The sequence below is a fragment of the Halobacteria archaeon AArc-dxtr1 genome (genome assembly GCA_025517425.1).
Classification (GTDB): Archaea; Halobacteriota; Halobacteria; order Halobacteriales; family Natrialbaceae; genus Halostagnicola.
This window is the reverse complement of record JAOPJY010000001.1, coordinates 118309-137258: the sequence shown is the minus strand read 5'-3', so window position 1 is coordinate 137258 and position 18950 is coordinate 118309. Positions and strand designations below refer to the sequence as shown.

At 64.6% G+C, this 18950-nt stretch carries 23 protein-coding genes; 16 read left to right on the top strand and 7 right to left on the bottom strand.

Annotated elements, in window-relative coordinates:
• Nucleotides 1-49: 49 nt before the first annotated feature.
• The 7 genes from OB905_00690 to OB905_00660 all read left to right on the top strand — a co-directional run bounded on the left by OB905_00690 (nt 50) and on the right by OB905_00660 (nt 6495).
• The gene (locus OB905_00690) at nt 50-871 is read left to right on the top strand and encodes a DUF63 family protein (GenBank protein ID MCU4924502.1); all 822 of its coding nucleotides are present in this window, start codon (nt 50-52) and stop codon (nt 869-871) included.
• A 105-nt stretch (nt 872-976) separates the two neighbouring features.
• Nucleotides 977-1858, top strand: coding sequence for a PfkB family carbohydrate kinase (locus tag OB905_00685; GenBank protein MCU4924501.1), 882 nt, complete (start codon nt 977-979; stop codon nt 1856-1858).
• A 146-nt stretch (nt 1859-2004) separates the two neighbouring features.
• Nucleotides 2005-2295, top strand: coding sequence for a hypothetical protein (locus OB905_00680; GenBank protein ID MCU4924500.1), 291 nt, complete (start codon nt 2005-2007; stop codon nt 2293-2295).
• Between the two features lie 116 nt (nt 2296-2411).
• The gene (locus OB905_00675; protein MCU4924499.1) at nt 2412-3140 is read left to right on the top strand and encodes a nucleoside phosphorylase; all 729 of its coding nucleotides are present in this window, start codon (nt 2412-2414) and stop codon (nt 3138-3140) included.
• Between the two features lie 137 nt (nt 3141-3277).
• A complete protein-coding gene (locus OB905_00670) occupies nt 3278-3934 on the top strand; it encodes a bifunctional 4-hydroxy-2-oxoglutarate aldolase/2-dehydro-3-deoxy-phosphogluconate aldolase (GenBank protein ID MCU4924498.1) in 657 nt (218 codons plus the stop codon).
• A 146-nt stretch (nt 3935-4080) separates the two neighbouring features.
• Nucleotides 4081-5151: a glucose 1-dehydrogenase gene (locus OB905_00665; GenBank protein ID MCU4924497.1), complete on the top strand. Its 1071-nt coding sequence runs from the start codon at nt 4081-4083 to the stop codon at nt 5149-5151.
• Between the two features lie 105 nt (nt 5152-5256).
• Nucleotides 5257-6495: a mandelate racemase/muconate lactonizing enzyme family protein gene (locus tag OB905_00660; protein ID MCU4924496.1), complete on the top strand. Its 1239-nt coding sequence runs from the start codon at nt 5257-5259 to the stop codon at nt 6493-6495.
• 127 nt (nt 6496-6622) lie between these two features.
• Here OB905_00660 and OB905_00655 read toward each other — a convergent pair whose 3' ends face one another.
• A complete protein-coding gene (locus tag OB905_00655; protein ID MCU4924495.1) occupies nt 6623-7357 on the bottom strand; it encodes a DUF547 domain-containing protein in 735 nt (244 codons plus the stop codon).
• A 179-nt stretch (nt 7358-7536) separates the two neighbouring features.
• On the opposite strand from OB905_00655, the gene OB905_00650 reads away from it, so the two are divergent.
• Both OB905_00650 and OB905_00645 read left to right on the top strand, forming a co-directional pair.
• Nucleotides 7537-8559, top strand: a complete 1023-nt coding sequence (locus tag OB905_00650; protein ID MCU4924494.1) for an AI-2E family transporter — start codon at nt 7537-7539, stop codon at nt 8557-8559.
• Between the two features lie 62 nt (nt 8560-8621).
• The gene (locus tag OB905_00645; GenBank protein MCU4924493.1) at nt 8622-9875 is read left to right on the top strand and encodes a tRNA (N(6)-L-threonylcarbamoyladenosine(37)-C(2))-methylthiotransferase; all 1254 of its coding nucleotides are present in this window, start codon (nt 8622-8624) and stop codon (nt 9873-9875) included.
• A 172-nt stretch (nt 9876-10047) separates the two neighbouring features.
• Here the strand turns inward: OB905_00645 and OB905_00640 are convergent, their stop codons facing one another.
• Both OB905_00640 and OB905_00635 read right to left on the bottom strand, forming a co-directional pair.
• The gene (locus tag OB905_00640) at nt 10048-10455 is read right to left on the bottom strand and encodes a hypothetical protein (GenBank protein MCU4924492.1); all 408 of its coding nucleotides are present in this window, start codon (nt 10453-10455) and stop codon (nt 10048-10050) included.
• A gap of 192 nt (nt 10456-10647) precedes the next feature.
• Complete coding sequence (locus OB905_00635) at nt 10648-11187, bottom strand: HIT domain-containing protein (GenBank protein MCU4924491.1); 540 nt, start codon at nt 11185-11187, stop codon at nt 10648-10650.
• Between the two features lie 216 nt (nt 11188-11403).
• Between OB905_00635 and OB905_00630 the strand changes: the two genes are divergently transcribed.
• On the top strand, nt 11404-11604 hold the full coding sequence (locus tag OB905_00630) for a hypothetical protein (GenBank protein MCU4924490.1): 201 nt from the start codon (nt 11404-11406) through the stop codon (nt 11602-11604).
• Nucleotides 11605-11658: 54 nt separating this feature from the next.
• Here the strand turns inward: OB905_00630 and map are convergent, their stop codons facing one another.
• Nucleotides 11659-12555, bottom strand: coding sequence for a type II methionyl aminopeptidase (gene map / locus OB905_00625; protein ID MCU4924489.1), 897 nt, complete (start codon nt 12553-12555; stop codon nt 11659-11661).
• 125 nt (nt 12556-12680) lie between these two features.
• On the opposite strand from map, the gene OB905_00620 reads away from it, so the two are divergent.
• The gene (locus OB905_00620) at nt 12681-12941 is read left to right on the top strand and encodes a hypothetical protein (GenBank protein ID MCU4924488.1); all 261 of its coding nucleotides are present in this window, start codon (nt 12681-12683) and stop codon (nt 12939-12941) included.
• 156 nt (nt 12942-13097) lie between these two features.
• Nucleotides 13098-14360, top strand: a complete 1263-nt coding sequence (gene icd / locus OB905_00615; protein MCU4924487.1) for an isocitrate dehydrogenase (NADP(+)) — start codon at nt 13098-13100, stop codon at nt 14358-14360.
• A gap of 33 nt (nt 14361-14393) precedes the next feature.
• Here the strand turns inward: icd and OB905_00610 are convergent, their stop codons facing one another.
• The gene (locus tag OB905_00610) at nt 14394-15014 is read right to left on the bottom strand and encodes a hypothetical protein (GenBank protein ID MCU4924486.1); all 621 of its coding nucleotides are present in this window, start codon (nt 15012-15014) and stop codon (nt 14394-14396) included.
• 95 nt (nt 15015-15109) lie between these two features.
• Here OB905_00610 and OB905_00605 point away from each other — a divergent pair, with 95 nt between their 5' ends.
• The 3 genes from OB905_00605 (at nt 15110) to OB905_00595 (ending at nt 16487) form a co-directional block, all read left to right on the top strand.
• Complete coding sequence (locus tag OB905_00605; GenBank protein MCU4924485.1) at nt 15110-15493, top strand: helix-turn-helix domain-containing protein; 384 nt, start codon at nt 15110-15112, stop codon at nt 15491-15493.
• Entirely contained in the window at nt 15493-16026 is a 534-nt protein-coding gene (locus OB905_00600; protein ID MCU4924484.1) for a DUF5817 domain-containing protein, read from the top strand. Before OB905_00605 ends, OB905_00600 begins: the two co-directional genes overlap by 1 nt.
• A 110-nt stretch (nt 16027-16136) precedes the next feature.
• Nucleotides 16137-16487, top strand: a complete 351-nt coding sequence (locus OB905_00595; protein MCU4924483.1) for a hypothetical protein — start codon at nt 16137-16139, stop codon at nt 16485-16487.
• Here the strand turns inward: OB905_00595 and OB905_00590 are convergent.
• Together OB905_00590 and hmgA are read right to left on the bottom strand one after the other, a co-directional pair.
• Nucleotides 16479-16604, bottom strand: a complete 126-nt coding sequence (locus OB905_00590) for a hypothetical protein (protein ID MCU4924482.1) — start codon at nt 16602-16604, stop codon at nt 16479-16481. The two genes, OB905_00595 and OB905_00590, sit on opposite strands and share 9 nt — an antisense overlap.
• Nucleotides 16605-16809: 205 nt before the next feature.
• Nucleotides 16810-18042: a hydroxymethylglutaryl-CoA reductase (NADPH) gene (gene hmgA / locus OB905_00585; GenBank protein ID MCU4924481.1), complete on the bottom strand. Its 1233-nt coding sequence runs from the start codon at nt 18040-18042 to the stop codon at nt 16810-16812.
• 136 nt (nt 18043-18178) lie between these two features.
• Between hmgA and OB905_00580 the strand changes: the two genes are divergently transcribed.
• Entirely contained in the window at nt 18179-18937 is a 759-nt protein-coding gene (locus OB905_00580) for an E3 ubiquitin ligase family protein (GenBank protein MCU4924480.1), read from the top strand.
• Nucleotides 18938-18950 lie beyond the last annotated feature (13 nt).

Below are 18950 nucleotides of genomic sequence, written 5' to 3'. Positions count from 1 at the left end.
ACCGGACTAACCGGAACTTGTTAGTCGGTGCTCCGAACTATTCGGGCGTATGGTACTTCCCGACGGGTTCGCGTTACCGGCGTTGGAACTCCTCGTTCCGCTCGTGGTCCTGCTCGTCGCCCTCGCGGCGATACTGTGGACGCTCGGACCGCCGGTGACCGACCGAACGGTGCTCGCGCTGGTTCCGTGGATGGTGCTCGGATCGACGTTTCACGTCCTCTATCAGATCGATGCCGCACCTGGCATCCTCGCGGACTTGTTCGGCGCGCCGACGGTCTACCTGACGACGGCAGCGCTGGCCGGCCTCGTCTGGATCGTCGCGATCTACCTCTACGGAAGTGGATTGCTCGACTCGATCGAGGGATTGCTCGGCATGGTGGGTGTCGCACTCTTTGGGGCCACCGCGACAGCGGTGTTGTTCGTGGGGTGGGATAGCGGCACGTTCAGCCCCTTCTGGCCCGTCGTTTCGATCGTCTTGGCGGCGCTCGTCTCCGTGATGGCGTGGCTGGCACTCGCGAACTGGTTCGAAGACGTCGCCGCCGTCACCGGGGCGACCGGCGTCGTCGTTGTCGTCGGCCACACGTTAGATGGCGTCTCGACTGCGATCGGCTACGACATCCTCGGCGCGGCAGAGACCGTCCCCGCTTCGAGAGCGATCCTCGAAGCGGCCGAGTCACTCCCGACGTACGACCTCATCGGCGCTGGCTGGCTGTTCGTCCTCGTGAAGGTCGGGCTCTCGCTTGTAGTGGTCGGCCTGTTCGCCGACTTCGTCCGCGAAGATCCGAAGCGAGCGCGGCTGCTGCTGGCACTCGTCGCCGCGGTCGGTCTCGGACCGGCCGTCCACAACGTGTTGCTGTTTACGGTCGCATAGTCGCCTTTTTCTCACGCACAGTGTTCAGCCCCATCCAGCCGGCCGACCGAACGCGAGAGCGAGCGCCAGCGTTTTCTCGTCCGACCACGACGATTCGGCCGACGAATGGTCACGGTGCTCACCGCCGGTCACGTCAACTGGGACGTGACGCTGCGGGTCGACCGACTGCCCGAACCCGACGGCGAGGCGGCGATACGAACACAGCGCCAGTCGGGCGGCGGGAGCGCCGCGAACGTGGCGGCCGCTCTCGCTGCACTGGACGTCGACGTCGGGTTGATCGGGAGCGTCGGCGACGACGACAACGGACTGCTCGCCAGACGTGAACTCGGCGAGGCGGGTGTCTCACTCTCAGGATTGCGCGTCGTCGAAGGCGCTCAGACGGCAGTGAAGTACCTGCTCGTCGACGACGACGGTGAGGTCTCGGTCCTCGGAAACGACGGCGTCAACGAGGCAATCTCTCCCGAAGACGTCGACGCATCTCAGATCGAGTCGGCATCACACGTCCATCTCACGAGCCAGCGCCCCGAGACGGCCGCGGCGATCGCCCGAATCGCCGCGACGGCGGGCGTGACCGTCAGCTTCGATCCCGGCCGCCGACTCCGCGAGCGCGATTACGGAGAGACGCTGGCGCTTGTGGACGTCATCTTCGCCACCGACAGCGAGGTTGAGGCAGTCCTCAACGCGGAGGGCGACGAGTCGACGTTCGACGATCGAACCGTCGTCGTCAAGTACGGCGGTGACGGCGCCGAGTTGCACGATCCGAGCGGCACGTACGCCCACCCCGGGTTCGACGTCGACTCTGTCGATACGGCCGGCGCGGGCGACGCATTCGCCGCGGGGTTCATCGCGGCGCGGCTTCGATCTGCAGGGCCGGAGCAGGCGCTGGCATACGCGAACGCCTGCGGCGCGCTGGCCGCTGCCAGCGAGGGTGCCCGCAGCGCCCCGTCCGTCGCAGCCGTCGAACGGATTCTCACGACACGTCGCTGACCAGTACGGTTATTCCCGTGTCGAAGCTATGTTGGGGCAGACACCAGTGTCGTTCTCAGACGGTGCTGTCTGACGATAGATATATGTTGTGAGAGGTTGGCATATCATCCACACAGTCACACATCCGTGACAGTGTGAGAGACATGATGAAACCAAGGACCAGCGCGGTTTCGAACGGGGATAGCGGACGACGCGTTCGGTACGATCGGGACCACGATGAACCGGCGAGCGTGGCGGTTGCAACGGCGCTCGCGGAGTTTCACGGAGAGGACGTGACGGCATCCAGCACGCGGCTGTATGACTACGTCGATCCCGAGGCGCTCGACGCGCTGTTCGCCGATACCTGCGTCGGGAGTGGACGAGCGAACGGCCAAGTCCGGTTCGACGTCGATCACGCGACCGTGGTCGTACGGCCGGAGAGCGTCCACGTCTACTGATCCAGCGCGGTAGCGACGATCGCTGCGGTCCGAGGGGCACCACTCACCAGTTCACGTCGCCAGCGGTGGCCGACGCGTCAGGGAAATTTTTTCTCGCCGCCACCGAAAGCGGCGGTATGGCAACACAACCACACCTGCTGGTCGACGAGGGGGACGTACACGAGATTGCACTCCTCCCCGGCGATCCGGGCCGCGTCGATCGGATCGCGAGCTACTGTGAGGACGTCGAAACGATCGCAGAAAACCGAGAGTACAAGCTCGTCAACGCGAGTTACGGCGGCCAGGACCTCACGATCTGTTCGACCGGAATCGGCTGCCCCTCGGCAGCGATCGCCGTCGAGGAACTGGCGGCCGTCGGCGTCGAGACGCTCGTGCGCGTCGGGACGACCGGGGCGCTGCAGGCGGGAATCGAGATCGGCGACATGATCGTTGCGACCGGCGCGGCGAAAAACGAAGGGACGACCAAACGGTACGAGGGCGTCGAGTACCCCGCAGTGCCGGACTACGAGGCGCTCTCGGCGCTGGTCGAGGCCGCCGAGGCGAACGATGAGGAGATACACGTCGGCCCAATTGCGACCGACGACGCCTACTACGCTGAGAGCGACGACGCAGTCGCCGACTGGGAGGCTGCAGGGCTGCTCGCCGTCGAGATGGAGGCGGCGTCGCTGTTCACGCTGGCACGCCGGAAGGGGCTTCGTGCGGGCGCCATCTGTACCGTCGATGGCAATCTCGTCGAGGGAACCCAGAAGGGAACCGACACCGAGGACGACGAGCTCCCCGAGAAGGCAAAGAACAACGTCGGCCGCGCCATCGAGATTGCTCTCGAAGCAGTAGCGAGCCTGTAAGCGCGCAGGGATTCGTATTCTATAACGGCCGGTACCGAGCCGGGCGTGTGCAAAGATACCGAGCCAGGCGCGTGCAGATTGGCGACCGACGGTCGACCGAACGGAACAAATACCGGCCACCGACTATCACAGGACAGATGACAGCTCCGACCGAGGTCAGAGAGCGGATCGTCGAGGGCGGCGTCCTCGCCGTCCTCCGGGGAATCGACGAGGAAGACATCGTGCCGGCCGCCCGCGCCATCTACGAGGGTGGCGTCGTCGGCATCGAGATCACGGCCGACGGCACGCGCGCGACCGAGAAGATCGCCGCCGTCGACCGAGAACTGGCCGACACCGACGCGATCGTCGGCGCGGGGACAGTCCTCGACGGCCCGGCTGCCCGGGCGACGATCGACGCCGGCGCCGAGTTCGTCGTCTCGCCCGGCTGCCGGCGCGAGGTCGTCGAGGTCTGTAACCGCCAGAACGTGCTCTCGGCCCCCGGCGTGATGACGCCGACCGAGGCGATCGAAGCGATGGAGGCGGGCGCAGATATCCTGAAGATGTTCCCCGCCTCGACCGTCGGCCCGGGCCACATCGGCGCGCTTCGCGGCCCGCTCGGCGACGTCGACGTCATCCCGACCGGCGGCATCTCCACGGAGAACGCGGCCGACTACCTGGATGCAGGCGCCATCGCAGTCGGCGCCGGCAGCGCGCTCGTCGACTACGACGCCATCGCCGAGGGCGACTTCGACGCCGTCCGCGAGTCCGCCGCCGCGTTCGTCGAGACGGTCGACGAGGCGCGTGCGAGGCAGTAGCGCGGCGCGAGCCAGTCGACTTCTGTGACACCGTCGCGTTCACAGCGGCGCCACCGCCGTGGCAATTCGAGGACACGACGGCACGGAGACGACGATTTACTCGACATCGGGTACATTTATTGCTGGCGGGTTCGGAGCGTCCGACAATGAAGGTTATCGCAGTCGAGCCCGGTAGCGACGGCCCACAACTCCTCGAGAAACCGGTCCCCGAGCCGAGCGAGGGTGAGGCGCTCGTTCGGACGCTCCGGGTCGGGGTCGACGGCACGGACCACGAGGTGATCGAGGGTGGCCACGGCGGACTTCCCGAGGGTGAAGACCACATCGTGCTGGGCCACGAGGCCGTCGGCGTCGTCGAGGACCCAAACGGCACCGAACTCGAGGCTGGGGACGTCGTCGTCCCGACGGTTCGGCGTCCACCGGCCGACGGCACCAACGAGTACTTCGAGCGCGGTGAACCCGACATGGCTCCCGACGGCGCGTACATCGAGCGCGGAATCGTCGGCGGCCATGGCTACATGGCCGAGTTCTTCACCAGTCCCGCGGAGTACCTGATTCCGATCCCCGAGGAACTCGCCGAACTCGGCTTTTTCGTCGAACCGATCAGCGTCAGCGAGAAGGCGGTCGAGCACGCCCACGCCTCCCGGTCGGCGTTCGAGTGGCAACCCGAATCCGCGATGGTACTCGGAAACGGCTCGCTCGGCCTCCTCACGCTCGCGATGTTCCAGTACGCCTACGGCTACGAGCGTACGTACTGTCTGGGTCGGCGCGACCGGCCGGATCCGACGATCGACATTATCGAGAAACTCGGCGCGACCTACGTCGACTCCCGGGAGACGCCCGTCGCCGACGTCCCCGAGGCTCACGAGCCGATCGATTTCGTCTACGAGGCGACCGGCTACCCGGTCCACGCGTTCGAGACGATCGAGGCGCTGGCGCCAAACGGCGTCGGCGCCCTGCTGGGCATTCCGGGCGACTGGGAGTTCGAGATCGACGGTGGGAAGCTCCACCGGGAGTTCGTCCTCGAGAACAAGGCCCTCGTCGGCAGCGTCAACTCCCATCGGGGTCACTTCGAGGCTGCCGTCGAGACGATCCAGGCGCTTCCGGAGTGGCTCTTCGATGACCTGGTGACCGGCCTCTACGAGTTGGAGGAGTTCGAACAGGCCTTCGAGACCGGCGACGAGGTCATCAAAAGCGCCGTCGAGTTCGACACGCTCTAACCGTCAGGACGTCGGTGGCGATTGGTTCCGGTGAGCGACGGCGATTCTTTGACGGTCGAACGAGGAGATGGTAAGGTATTACTTCGCCCCGAGTAAGCAGTTCCTATGGGAGTCGATTATTCGCAGCTACACGACCCGAACGCGGAGTATACGATGCGGGATCTCTCTGCCGAGACGATGCAGGTCACCGGCGAGCGCGGCGGCGGGCGCGACGTAGAGATCACGGACATTCAGACGACGATGGTCGACGGGAACTTCCCGTGGACGCTCGTTCGGATCTACACCGATGCGGGTATCGTCGGCACCGGCGAGGCCTACTGGGGTGCGGGCGCACCCGAACTGATCGAGCGAATGACGCCCTTCCTGCAGGGCGAGAACCCCCTCGACATCGACCGTCTCACCGAGCACCTCGTCCAGAAGATGTCCGGCGAGGGCTCGATTGGCGGCGTCACCGTCACCGCAATCGCCGGCGTCGAGGTCGCCCTCCACGACCTCGCAGGTAAGATTCTCGAGGTCCCCGCCTACCAGCTACTGGGCGGCAAGTACCGCGACAAGATGCGCGTCTACTGTGACTGTCACACCGAGGACGAGGCCGACCCGATCGCCTGCGCCGACGAGGCCGAACGCGTCGTCGAGGAGCTCGGCTACGACGCCCTGAAGTTCGACTTAGACGTGCCTTCGGGCCACGAGAAGGATCGTGCGAACCGCCACCTTCGCGAGCCCGAAATCGCCCACAAGGTCAGCATTGTCGAGGCGATCACCGAGCGCGTCGGCTCGCGGGCCGACGTCGCCTTCGACTGCCACTGGACGTTCTCCGGTGGCAGCGCAAAGCGCCTCGCGAAGGCGCTCGAACCCTACGACGTCTGGTGGCTCGAAGACCCCGTTCCCCCAGAGAACCACGACGTTCAGCGCGAGGTCACCCAGAGCACCTCGACGCCGATCACCGCCGGCGAGAACGTCTACCGCAAGCACGGCCAGCGCCGCCTCATCGAGGAGCAGGCCGTCGACATGATCGCCCCCGACATGCCCAAGGTCGGCGGCATGCGTGAGACCCAGAAGATCGCGGATCTGGCGGACATGTACTACGTCCCCGTCGCGATGCACAACGTCGCCTCGCCGGTCGCAACGGTCGCCAGCGCCCACGTCGGCGCCGCGATTCCGAACTCGCTGGCCGTCGAGTACCACTCCTACGAGCTCGGCTGGTGGGAGGACTTGGTCGAAGAGGACGTCATCGAGGAAGGCTACATCGAGATCCCCGAGGAGCCCGGCCTGGGCGTCACCCTCGACATGGACGCCGTCGAGGAGCACATGGTCGAGGGCGAGGAGCTGTTCGACGAGGCGTAAGCCCGACGTCACGCTGGTTGAGCCTTGCTCAACATCGTTCGACGAAGCGCAAGAGTTCTAGCTGCGACGCGCCGTTTTCCCGGGACAATTCAGTTCGTGCCGAGCAATGCTCGAGGGCGCGGACCGCTTACTCATGATCACGGATGTCGACCCCCGCATCGTGAATGTCGACCGACCAGTCGAACTCGTCGTACTCGATCGTCGGCGAGGCGTCCGCGGGGACGACGTCGTGTTTCCGGAGGAGCGAGACGATCCCTCGCTTCCCGCCGAAGTCACCGCGGTACCAGAGAAACCGCCGGGGCATGGTTGCGATGTTCGTCTCGCGATCGTAGACGACGTTCTCCTCTAGGTACCAGGCCGTCGCGATTTCGAGTTCCTCGATGACGTCTCCTGGCGAGTAGACCGTCACGGGCGGGCCGTGTTCGCCCCGCTGGAGCAGCGCGAAGTGGATCTGCGGCTCGACGCGCTCGAGACGGAACTCGCGTTCGAACGAGGAGGGGAACGGTCGTGGCAGGTAGCCAAGTCCCCACGGATGTCGCGACCCCCTGAGCAGTCCGTGTTCGATATCGGAGAGACTGAGCCAGACCCCCGCAACGGGGATCCGATCGCGGATCACGAACAGCCAGCGCTCTAGGTGTCCGGCATCGACGATCTCGGGATTTGCCTCGAGCAGTAGCTGCGCGTAAGCATTGTATGTATTGAGCCAGAACGCGAGGCGCTGCTCTCGGCCGGACAGTGCCCGCCGCAGGCGCGTGCGGTCCAGCGTCGCGAGGTGCGTCCGCAACTCGTCGATGTCGCCGTCGGTCTTGACCGCGTACAACAGATCGCCCGACAGCGAGAGGGGATCGATCTGGGTCGGCATCCACCTAGTGATAGGTGCACAAGCGTCTTGAAGGACTGTGACGGGTCACGGCGACTGTCTACGGAACGAACACGTCACGCCGTCGGTTCGGTGTGCCGATGAAGTAACTGCGAGTAATACGATTCTAGCGGAACGAACACGGCGAACGCTTATTCCGCCGAGCGTGGGAGGGGGTTGGTGTGAACCGGAGCATCGGCTACCTTCTCGCGTTGATCCTCGCGTTTGGCTACCTCTCGCTGCAGGTCGTCCTCCCCTTCCTGCAGTACGTGCTCCTCGCAGTGTTACTCGCGTACGTCCTTGCGCCGCTACAACGCCGGCTCGAAGAACGCGTGTCGTCGACTATTGCGGCGCTCTCGCTGGTGTCTTTGGCCGTCGTCGCGGTCGTCGTTCCGATCGTAGCTGTGATCGCAGCCGTCGCCGACGATGCGGCTCGGCTGGCCGAAGATCTAGACCCCGAGGCGGTCGGGATCGCCGACTTTGAGGAGCAACTCGAGGCCGAACTGGGAATCGACGTGAACCTCGCAGAGCACGCCGCGACCGCGGGCCAGGAGGTCGGCACGGCGGTCTTCGAACAGTCGGCGGCGTGGTTCAGTGCGGCGACCCACGCGCTGATCGGCCTCGGACTCGCGCTGTTCTTGCTGTACTACCTCCTCAAAGCGGGCGACTCGCTGTACGCCTGGCTCCGTGACGTAACGCCGCTTCCCGCGGACGTACAGGACGACCTGTACGGGCAGGTAGACGAGGTCACGCGCGCGGTGTTGCTCGGCCACGTGCTGATCGCGATTATCGAGGGTGCGATCGCCGGTATCGGGCTGTTCGTCACCGGCATCCCGAACGCCGCCTTCTGGACGGCGATCATGATCGTCCTCTCATTGATCCCCCTGATCGGCGCGTTCGTGGTGTGGGGGCCTGCAGTGCTCTATCTCCTGGTGACCGGCGAACCGCTGCTCGCTGTCGGTCTGTTCGTCTACAGCGCGATCGTCGTCGGCATCTCCGACGACTACCTCCGACCGATCGTCGTCGATCGGTACGCAGACCTCAGTCCGGCGGTGATCATCATCGGGGTCCTCGGCGGCATCTACGCCTTCGGGATCATGGGGCTCTTTTTCGGGCCGGTGATCGTCGGCGCGTTCGTCGCGATCGTGGAAGTCGCAGACGAGCACTACGATCGGCTGGGAGGCGAGGAAGCAGAGGGGGTGTGAGAGCACGTCGCCGGGACCGAATCCGTCGGGCTTTTGGCTCGCGGGGCCGGAGTACGTCGTAGATGGCCCGGTATCACATCGAGACCTACGGCTGCACCTCGAACCGCGGCGAGAGCCGCGAGATCGAGCGGCGGCTCCGGGACGCCGGGCACCACCGCGTTGATGGCCCCGAGGTAGCCGACGTGGCCATCCTCAACACCTGCACGGTCGTCGAGAAGACCGAGCGAAACATGCTCCGGCGAGCCGAGGAGTTGGCCGACGAGACCGCAGACCTCTACATTACCGGCTGCATGGCTTTAGCGCAGGGCGAGGAGTTCGCCGCTGCCGAGGTCGACGGCGAGGTACTCCACTGGGACGAGGTTCCCGAGGCCGTGACAAACGGAGAGTGTCCGACGACGACTCCCGACGCCGAGCCGATTTTAGACGGCGTCGTCGGCATCCTTCCGATCGCCCGCGGATGTATGAGTGACTGCTCGTACTGCATTACGAAACAGGCGACGGGAAAGATCGAGTCTCCCCCCGTCGAGGAGAACGTCGAGAAGGCCCGCGCCCTGATCCACGCGGGCGCGACGGAGCTTCGCATCACCGGGCAGGACACGGGCGTCTACGGCTGGGACACGGGCGAGCGCAAACTCCACGAGCTGCTCGATCGCATCTGCGAGATCGACGGCGACTTCCGGGTGCGAGTGGGGATGGCCAACCCGAAGGGCGTCCATGGTATCCGTGAAGAGCTGGCCGACGTGTTCGCCGAACACGACGAGCTGTACAACTTCCTGCACGCGCCCGTCCAGTCGGGCTCGGACGACGTTCTGGGAGATATGCGCCGCCAGCACCAGGTCGCGGAGTATCTCGAGGTCGTCGAGACGTTCGACGACGTCCTCGACTACTGGACGCTGTCGACCGATTTCATCGTTGGCTTCCCCACCGAGACCGACCACGACCACGCCCAGTCGATGGCCCTGCTTCGCGAGACTCGCCCCGAGAAGGTCAACGTCACCCGCTTTTCGAAGCGACCGGGCACCGACGCCGCGAATATGAAGGGGCTCGGCGGGACGGTAAAGAAAGAGCGCTCGACGGAGATGAGCGCCGCCAAGCGCGAGATCGTCGGAACAGCTTACGAGTCGATGGTCGGCGAGCGGCGCGAGGACTGTCTGGTCGTCGAGCACGGAACCGCAGACTCCGTGAAGTGTCGCGATTCGGCGTACCGACAGATCATCGTCCAGAACGCGAGTGAGTACGGACTCGAGCCTGGCGACTTCGTCGATCTCGACGTGACGGCCCACGAGACGATGTACGCGTTCGGGAAACCGCTGTGAGCGGGGCTGTTTTTCCCTCCCGAAATAGAACCGTCACTGCCGAACGATAGTACTCGCCACAGTAGTTGCAGGCGTTCGGCAGAGAGAACTGTTCGTGGCACACGTGATAGTAGACCATCCTATGGTGCTAGTTCGTCCGTTCAGGCATACCGCTACCTCCGAGGTCACGGACTTACTCGAACCGCCCCGAAATCGAGAGCAAGTAGCCGATGATGACGATGCTCACGATGAGACTCAACAGTTCACCCGTCAGCAGATCGAGTAGCGCACCGACGCTGTAGACCACGAGCGCGAGTACCAGCGCCCAGAACCGTAATCCGAGGAGTCCAACGAGTACAATGACCTTGAGTGCGGTCAATGCGAGAAGTAGCACGCCGATGGTGACGGCCCCTTTGCCGATGAGTATGAACGATGCGAATAGGCCGAGAAAAACGCCGAGGAAGCCGATGCCGACGACAATCCACAATCCGAGTGGAAGGCCGTCGTTCGACCGCGACGGCGAACGCGATCTGTCGCTCGAGTCGCCCGTCGGCCACGATTCGGTGGGCGGCGGGGGCGGTGGCGAGGATAAGGTGTCCATTAATCCAGATTGTTTCTGACATGTAGAAATACGTATCGATCTGAGATCAGGTTCTCCTCGCCGAGGCGCCGTTGCATCCTGCACATCACACCCACTGGTCGATTGTCCCGTACGGCATGACCAAGAGCATGCTATCTGCGACCACGAGACACTACAGTAAAACCGTACGGAGCCAGGATCCGTAGCGCAGTGTCACTCGAAAACGACCGCTTGGTCCGAATCAGGAACGGTTGCTCCCTCCTGCGTCGCGAACGCCTCGTGGAGGCTCCCGTAAGTCTCGTCGACCGCCTCGACGATCACCGACGTCTCACCAATAACGGGCATGAAGTTCGTATCGCCCTTCCAGCGCGGGACGACGTGGGTGTGGAGGTGGTCGCCGATGGAGCCGCCGGCGCCCTCGCCGAGGTTCAGACCGGCGTTGAAGCCGTCCGGTGCCATCGCGTCGTCGAGTGCCTCGAACGTCCGCTGTTTCAGCCGGGCGTGGTCGAGTAGCTGGGCGTCGTCGAGGTCGGCGTACTCGCCAGTATGAATTCGTGGAATCACCATGACGTGGCCCGGATTGTACGGGTAATTATTGAGCAACACGAACGCGTGCTCGCTCCGGGCGACCAGCAGATTCTCGCGATCGTTCGTGCGCTCGGGCAGCTCACAGAAGACACACTCTGCCACGTCGGGGTTCTTCTCCTCACGTCTAATCCACTCGATTCGCCAGGGGGCAAACACCTGTTCCATACGTGCGTCCTGTCGAGGGAGGGATAAAGGGTTTCACCCCGATGGACCAGAGACAGTCCGTCAGAGGGTCGTGCTCAGCCGGTTTGAATTCCTTAGCGGAACGGAGCCGATCGGTCGTGCCGAGTCATATCAATGGTATGATTGGTGGCTATTACCGATCAGAGAACGTTCAGCGAGACATAGGTTTATAGGGTTTCTATCCAAAGAACTCGGACAATGGCGACGACGGACGAATCGGTTACTAACGTTACAGAAGTCTGCGATGACTGTGGGGTGGAGACCATTCACGAAGTCTCAGTCGAAATTCGAACCGAGAGTCTCAAACCGGAGAACGCGCAGTTTTCACGCGAACCCTACCGTGTTACCGAGTGCCACCGCTGTGGCTCCCGTCGGAAACAGCGGATGAACAACGCCTGAGGAACGGTATCGACACGCCTTGTCGCTGTCAGTCGTCGCCCCCCTACCAGCTGGCTATTCGGTCGTGATTTCACAGCCACTCTCGGTGACGATCACCGTGTGTTCTTTCTGGCTTACCAGGCAGCCGTCGTCCTCTTTTAACACCGGATAGCCGTGGACCATATTTCCGCGCTTGAGTCGGCGCAACGCCATCTCCGGACGGTCGGTCTCGAGCCAGCGGGTAGCAAAGGGCAGCGTCCGAAACTCCTCGGTGATCTGTGAAAGGGCCTCGCGGGCCTGACGGTTGCGAACCGATCCCTCTCGTTCGAGGGCGAAAATTTCCTCGCTTGCCCCCTCCGTGACCTTTCCGCCGCCGTCGGTCGCGAACGGCTCGATCGCGACGACGTCGCCAACGTCGAGCGTCGTCCCCTGCGAAACCGCCCGGTTCGGGATGTTCGGGCTAGTGTGTTGCTCCCAGTGGCCAAGCCCGTGTCCGGTGAGATTGACGACGGGGTTGTAGCCGTAGCCGTCGATGACGTCCTCGATCTCGGCACCGATGTCGCCGGTGTCGACGCCGGGCTCGATCACGTCTATTGCGGCTTCTAGGGCCTGTTCGGAGGCCTCGGCGAGTTCGGGATTGCCAGAGAGGTCGACGGTGATCGCAGTGTCGGCGAGCCAGCCGTCGATGTGGACGCCGATATCCAGATTGATCATCTCCTCGCCGAACGTCGACTCGTCGTCGACGCTTGGGGTCGCGTGGGCCGCCTCCTCGTCGATCGAGATGTTGACCGGAAACGCCGGTTTGCCACCCAGTTCACGGATACGGTCCTCGGCGTACTCGGCGATCTCGAGGTGGCTCGCACCGATCTCGACGCGGTCGGCGGTCTCCGTGCGAACCTGGGCTAAGATTTCGCCCGCCTCGCGGTGTTTCTCGTACTGCTCGGACTCGAGGTCGATCTCGGTTTCGGCCATGTCTCAGGGTTACACCGGTCGACAAAAAGAGGTTCCGTCTCCGAGAGCGATCCCGTCTTCGACCCACTGTCGGTGGTCGCGGATTCCTGTACACTTACAGTACCCCCCTACGTAGCCCGGCGACGATGGAGTCACTGCTCGGATTTTTGTTCGTCTTCTGTGCGGTGATGGCCGCGATTGCAGTCGGGCGCGCTGTGGTCTCCGAGGAAATGGACCCCGTCGCTGTCGGTTCGGCGCTGCTGACCGTCGCGATCACGCTGGGAGTGTTGCTGTGGCTCGGCATAGAATCGAACTCGCTAACGGAGGGACTCGTCGTGGGGCTTGGCGGGAGTAGCCTCCTGTTAGCCGCGACGGGCATCGGGTTGATGATACGACACTGGGAGTGACATGGAGGTCGGGCGGACGAGGCGGGCAATGTGCTTGACCGGCGCCGGTTGACTCCTGGATCGTCAACGCTGGGTCGTAGTTTGGCGACCGAAAGCGAAAGAACGCGAGCGGAAATGGTAGCCCTTTTACCCCCAACGGAGAACCGTAGGGACGAGATGAGTTCCGAGTACGACACCATCGACGTTCCCGAGGAGGGCTCGAAGATCACGCTGACGGAGGACGGCGACCTCGAAGTTCCCGACGACCCGATCATCCCAATCATCTACGGTGACGGCGTCGGAAAGGACGTCGGCCCCGCAGCACAGCAGGTACTCGAGGCCGCCGCCGAGGCGACCGGCCGCGAGATCAACTGGATGCGCGTCTACGCCGGCGAGAGCGCCCGGGAGAAGTACGACGAGAACCTCCCCGACGAGACCGTCGAGGCCATCAAGGAACACCGCGTCGCGATCAAGGGTCCGCTGACGACGCCCGTCGGCGCCGGCTTTCGCTCGCTGAACGTCGGCCTGCGCAAACTGCTCGATCTCTACGCGAACGTCCGCCCGACCTACCACTTAGACGGCGTTCCGTCGCCGGTCAAAAACCCCGGCGAGATGGACATGGTCACCTTCCGAGAGAATACGGAAGACGTCTACGCCGGCATCGAGTGGGAGGCTGGCACCGACGAGGTCCAGCAGGTAAAGGAGTTCGTCGAAGACGAGATGGGCGCGACGGGCGTCATCCACGACGGCCCCGTCGGCATCGGCATCAAGCCGATCACCGAGTTCGGAACGAAGCGCCTCGTCCGCGAGGCCATCGACTACGCTCTCGAGAACGACCGCGACTCGGTCACGCTGGTCCACAAGGGTAACATCATGAAGTTCACCGAGGGCCAGTTCCGCGACTGGGGCTACGAGGTCGCAGAAGAGGAGTACGGCGACGAGGTCATCACCGAGGACACCCTCTGGGAGGAGCGCGACGGCGACGCGCCCGAGGACGCCGTGGTCGTCAACGACCGCATCGCGGACAACATGCTCCAGCAGATTCTCACCCGCACCGACGAGTACGACGTCGTCGCGACGATGAACCTAAACGGCGACTACATGTCCGACGCCTGTGGCGCCCAGATCGGCGGCCTCGGCATCGCCCCCGGCGGAAACTTCGGTGAGGGTCGCATGCTCGCCGAACCCGTCCACGGCTCCGCACCGAAGTACGAGGGCCAGGACAAGGTCAACCCGACTGCCATGATCCTCTCGGGTCGCATGATGCTCGAGTACATGGGCTGGGACGACGCCGCCGACCTCGTCCGCGACGCCGTCGAGGAGACGATTTCGTCGGGCAAGGTGACCTACGACCTAGAGCGCAACCTCGAGGACGCCGAGAAACTCGCCACCAGCGAGTTCGCCGACGAAGTCGTCGAGAATATCGAAACGCTGGCCTAAGACTGGGCTTCGACCGACAGCCGCTGACTGTTTTTAGTCGAGTTGGGGAAGCTTCCCGGTTCGTTCCTTGCGGATGAGATCGCGGACGAACAGCCGGAGCTGGCGGGCGAGATCCGCGCGGTTCTCGTAGGCGTAGACTCGCGCCTCCCAGCGGTCGCGAACCGCGGCGATCATCGCGCTGCGGACGCCGGATTCGTGAACGAAGACGACGCGCTCGCGGTGGTGATCCGGCGTCTCGCCGGCAAACAGCGCCTCCAGGACGGCGCCAACTTCGATCCCGACACCGAGGTTGTCGCCGATTGCGGGAACGACGTAGACGACAGCGTTGCTCGCCCGGGCGAAAGCGATGCTCTGACTGGCGGCGTCCATCTCGGAGAGTGGGACGTCGGCGTCGATCGCCAGGAAGGCGTTGACGCCCGCATCGGCCCGCAGGCGGTCGCGAACGTCGAGTAGCAGATCCAGGGCGGCCTCGTCGCGATCGAAGGCGTGTTCCGAGCCGACGAGCGTCCCGAAGTCGACCGACTCGGGGACGGTCTCCGGGGTGGCGTGTTCGAGCGCGCGGTCGACGTCGAACGCCTGGTATGGCCCCATGAGGTAGACGAGAAAGCGGGAGCGAGGCAGGTCGCCCAGCTCCGAGACGAGTCGGTCGCGCATACCGACTGTGTGTCCGAGGGCTAGTTAAAATAGCGTGGTTTCAGTAACTACTGAGTCAGTAAATGCTTAAGCCGGCGGCAGGCAAAGGACGCACCATGGCTGAATCCGGCGGTGCGGCGGGACACGACCGGCGGGGACTGCTCCCCGAGCACAGCGTCCTCTCGCTCGAGGAGTACCTCGCAATGCAGCGCTCGATCGGCAACGAGACGCGCTTTCGGGTGCTCGACGAACTCGTCGAGGAGGGGCCCCAGAGTGCAAGCGAGCTACGCGAGGCGATCGGCGTTCGGTCGAACGCGTTGCACTACCACCTGGACGAGCTCGTCGACGTCGGGCTTGTGGAGAACAGAAAGCGCAAGGGCCCCGACGAAGACGGCCTGTACTCCTACTACCGGGCGACCGCGCTCGGCGAGGGAATCCTCTCGGAGGGCGTCCGCGAACTGATGGCCCGCGAGTGGGACTCGCTCGACACGTACGCCTGATGGGAGGGACGTACGCCGTCGTCGGCTGCAGCGAGTGTTCACACCTCTGGCTCCTCGAGGGACGGTCGGAGACGACCCAGTGTCCCCGCTGTGGCTCGCGCCGACCCTACGAGCGGCGCAAGAAGTTCGTCGAAACTGACGACATAGACCACGCCCGAGAGGTTCGGGCGTCGATGCTCGCGAACCGACAGGGCGAGGGCGACGCCTTCGCGGCAGTCGACTCCTTCGCTGATCTCGAGTCTGCCGTTGAGGACGGCGTCGTCGACGACGACGAGTACCTCGCGGCGTCGGGACTCGACGTCGAGAGCGTGGCGGCTGCAGGAGAGCGCGATCCCCGCCAGCCCGCTACCCAGGGGAGTCGCAAGGAGATCGTCGAGCGAGCGCTGGACGAACTCGACCGGCCGACCGAAGACGACGTGATCGAGTACGCCGGCGAACGGGGCGTCCCCGCCGACTACGTCCAGACCGCACTCGAAAAGCTCGTCCGGCGGGGCGCGGCCAGCGAGAGTCAGGGTCGGTACCGATCGCTCTAACTCGGCTCCGTTCGTTCGCCTGTCTCGCTCCCTCTACCGACGTACCTGACCACAACCCGTTCGGACCGAATACACCACAGCTATGTCTACGGACTGAAAATCACCGCTCGATGGAAGAGACGGTCGATCTGCAGGGGCAGGCGATCGCGATAGGGATTCTCGTCGCCGGTCTCTTGCTGGCGTACGGGGCGATCATCTCGCCGACGGTCGCCGGCTACGAGACCTTCACACTCGCGCTGTGGGCACTTGCGGGGACGTTCGGACTCGTCGCCCTCGTCCACTATCTCTACGGGCGATCCGACATGGCACTGGCGTACACCGGCGCAGCGTTCGGCTGGGTGTTGATCCTGCTGAGCGACGGCGGCTTTCGCAGCGCCCTCGGATTGCTGTTACTCGGGCTGGGTGGCGTCTACATCGTCCGATTGACGCTCGCCGAACGCGAGGCAGCGTCCTCAGAGTAGCCCGAGGACGACCGCGATCGAGAGGGCGAGCGCGACGGCCGAAAGCGCCAACTCGAGGACGACCAGATACCGATACGTGCGACGTGACTCAAGCGAGGTGGGCGTTCGATCCGACATGGGTGGTGCGTCCGCCGGTGCTCGCCGAACGGACGCCTTCGTTGCTACCGGACGCTACCGGAAATACCATCGCCAACAGCGGACGGTGAAAGTGAACGTAATCGTCGGAGACGAGTCACTGGGACACAGCGAGAGAGCCCGCCAAAATCGGGAACAGCGTGAGTAACTGGGGAGTGAAAGTAGTCCTCGAAATCGCCCGATCGGGCTACCGACCCAGCTCCGCGTGGGCGCTCGCGAGGTGGTTGGAAGCGAGGGCGGCCAGCAGGGAGAGTTCGCCGGCTAACGCGGCGACGGCGATCACTTCCGCGAGGGCGTCGGCGTTGCTGCCGGCGGGATCGCCGCCGCCACGCAGGCCGAGCACGTCCAGCGCCTCGGACTGGGTCGGTAACGACGTTCCGCCGCCGACGGTGCCGACCTCGAGCGAGGCCAGCGAAATCGAGGCGTAGAGATCGGCCGGTCCGTCGCCGTCATCGGACTCGCGCGTATCCATCGTCGTGATCGCGTTGGCGCCTTCGACGACCTGCGCTTCGTCCTGGCCGGTCGCGAGGAAGGCTGCGCCGACGACGTTGGCGGCGTGGGCGTTGAAGCCGAGGCTGCCGGCCTTCGCGCTGCCGATTAAGTTCTTGCGGGTGTTGGCCTCGGCGATGGCTTCGGCCGTGGTGTGAAGCCGATCTGCGACGAGGTCGCCGGGGATCACGACGTCGGCCGTCACCGAGCGCCCCCGACCCTCGACGGCGTTGATCGCAGCCGGCTTCTTGTCCGAACAGAGGTTTCCGGAGAGCGCGACGAGGGAGGCTGGGGTCTCGTCGTCGACGAGTTCGCAGGCGGCTTCGGTCGCAATCGTCGCCATGTTCATCCCCATCGCGTCTTTCGTGTCGTAGGCAAAGCGGAGGTAGACGGCGTCGCCAACGACGTACGGTTCGATCCCCAGGAGTTCGCCGTGGCTCGTGGTCGCCTCGGCAGCCTCCCGCAGTCGGCCCTCGTTCTCGCCGACCCACTCGACGGTCTCGGCAGCCTCGGCGACGCCCGAAACCCGGAAGACCGGCGCTCGGGTCATCCCGTTTTTGGTGACGCGAGCGTCGGCGCCGCCGGTCGAGCGAATCACCGAGAGACCGCGGTTGACGGAGGCCAGCAGCGCGCCCTCCGTCGTCGCCAGCGGCAGGTAGTACTCGCCTGTGGCGGCGCCGCCATCTATTGGAACTGGTCCCACCACGCCCATCGGCACCTGGGCGGCGCCGATCATGTTCTCGATGTTCGGCTCGGCTCGCTCGGCGGGGAAGGCGTACTCGCCGACGGTGTCGAGGTCGGCGTCAGTTTCGCGCTCGACGAGCAGGCGCCGTGCCGTGGCGGCGTCGTCGGGGTCGGCGTACTCCTCGAGTTCGTGCAGGCGCAACTCGCCAGCGCGGACGCGTTCGGCGAGGTCCTCCGGGTCGGTCATGCGTGGACCGAGACGGGCCGGTGTCCTAACAGTTGCTGATTCGTGCCATTGGGAGAGTGGACGGGGTCCCCCAACCGGAACGAGCGCCGCAACCGGATTCGACATCGTTATAATATCCTGTCAGAAGTGTCGAACGATGTTCGGGATAGCGCTCCTCGTCGCCGGTCTCGGTCTCGTCGCGTACAGCGTTTGGGGCTTGCGTCCCGCCTACCACGTCTACCGCGGGGAGACCGACGATATCGTCGGGATCGAACACGCCGAGGGAACCGTCGAACTCGTGGGGACGGCGAGCCCGATCGATGGAGCCATCGAGGCCCCGTTAACCGGTTCGGACTGTCTCGCCTACGAGTACGAGGTCGAGGAGTATCAGTCGAGCGGCAAGAACTCCTCGTGGCGAACCGTCGACGAGGGAGCGGGCGCCGTCCCGTTCCGGCTCGACGACGAGACGGCGAGTGTCCGGGTCGATCCGGCGGGAGCCACGCTCGCGCTCTCGACGGACACGACGGTCCGCGTCGACGGCGGCGAACCGGAGCCAGAGCCGATCCGGAGATTTCTCGAGCACGAGTCGGATCTCGAGTCGGAGAACTCCTCGCTCGATCTCCGCGTCGTCAAGATTGCGACCGGCAACGATCGGAAGTACCACGAGCGTCGCCTCGACCCGGACGGCGAGGCGTACGTTATCGGCCGCTCCACCTACGACGTCGAGGCTCGAGAGACGATGCGAGACGTGAACGCGGTCGTGGAGGGGGACGGTGCGCCGACGTTCGTCGTCTCTGACTCCTCACAGGATGGGGCCGCCTGGTTGCTCGCGAAAGAGCCACTCACGTGGCTCGTACTCGGGCTCGCCGTGGCGGCCGGCGGTGGCTGGCTGACCGCCTCAGGACTGCTGTTTTGAGGTAAGTGAGACG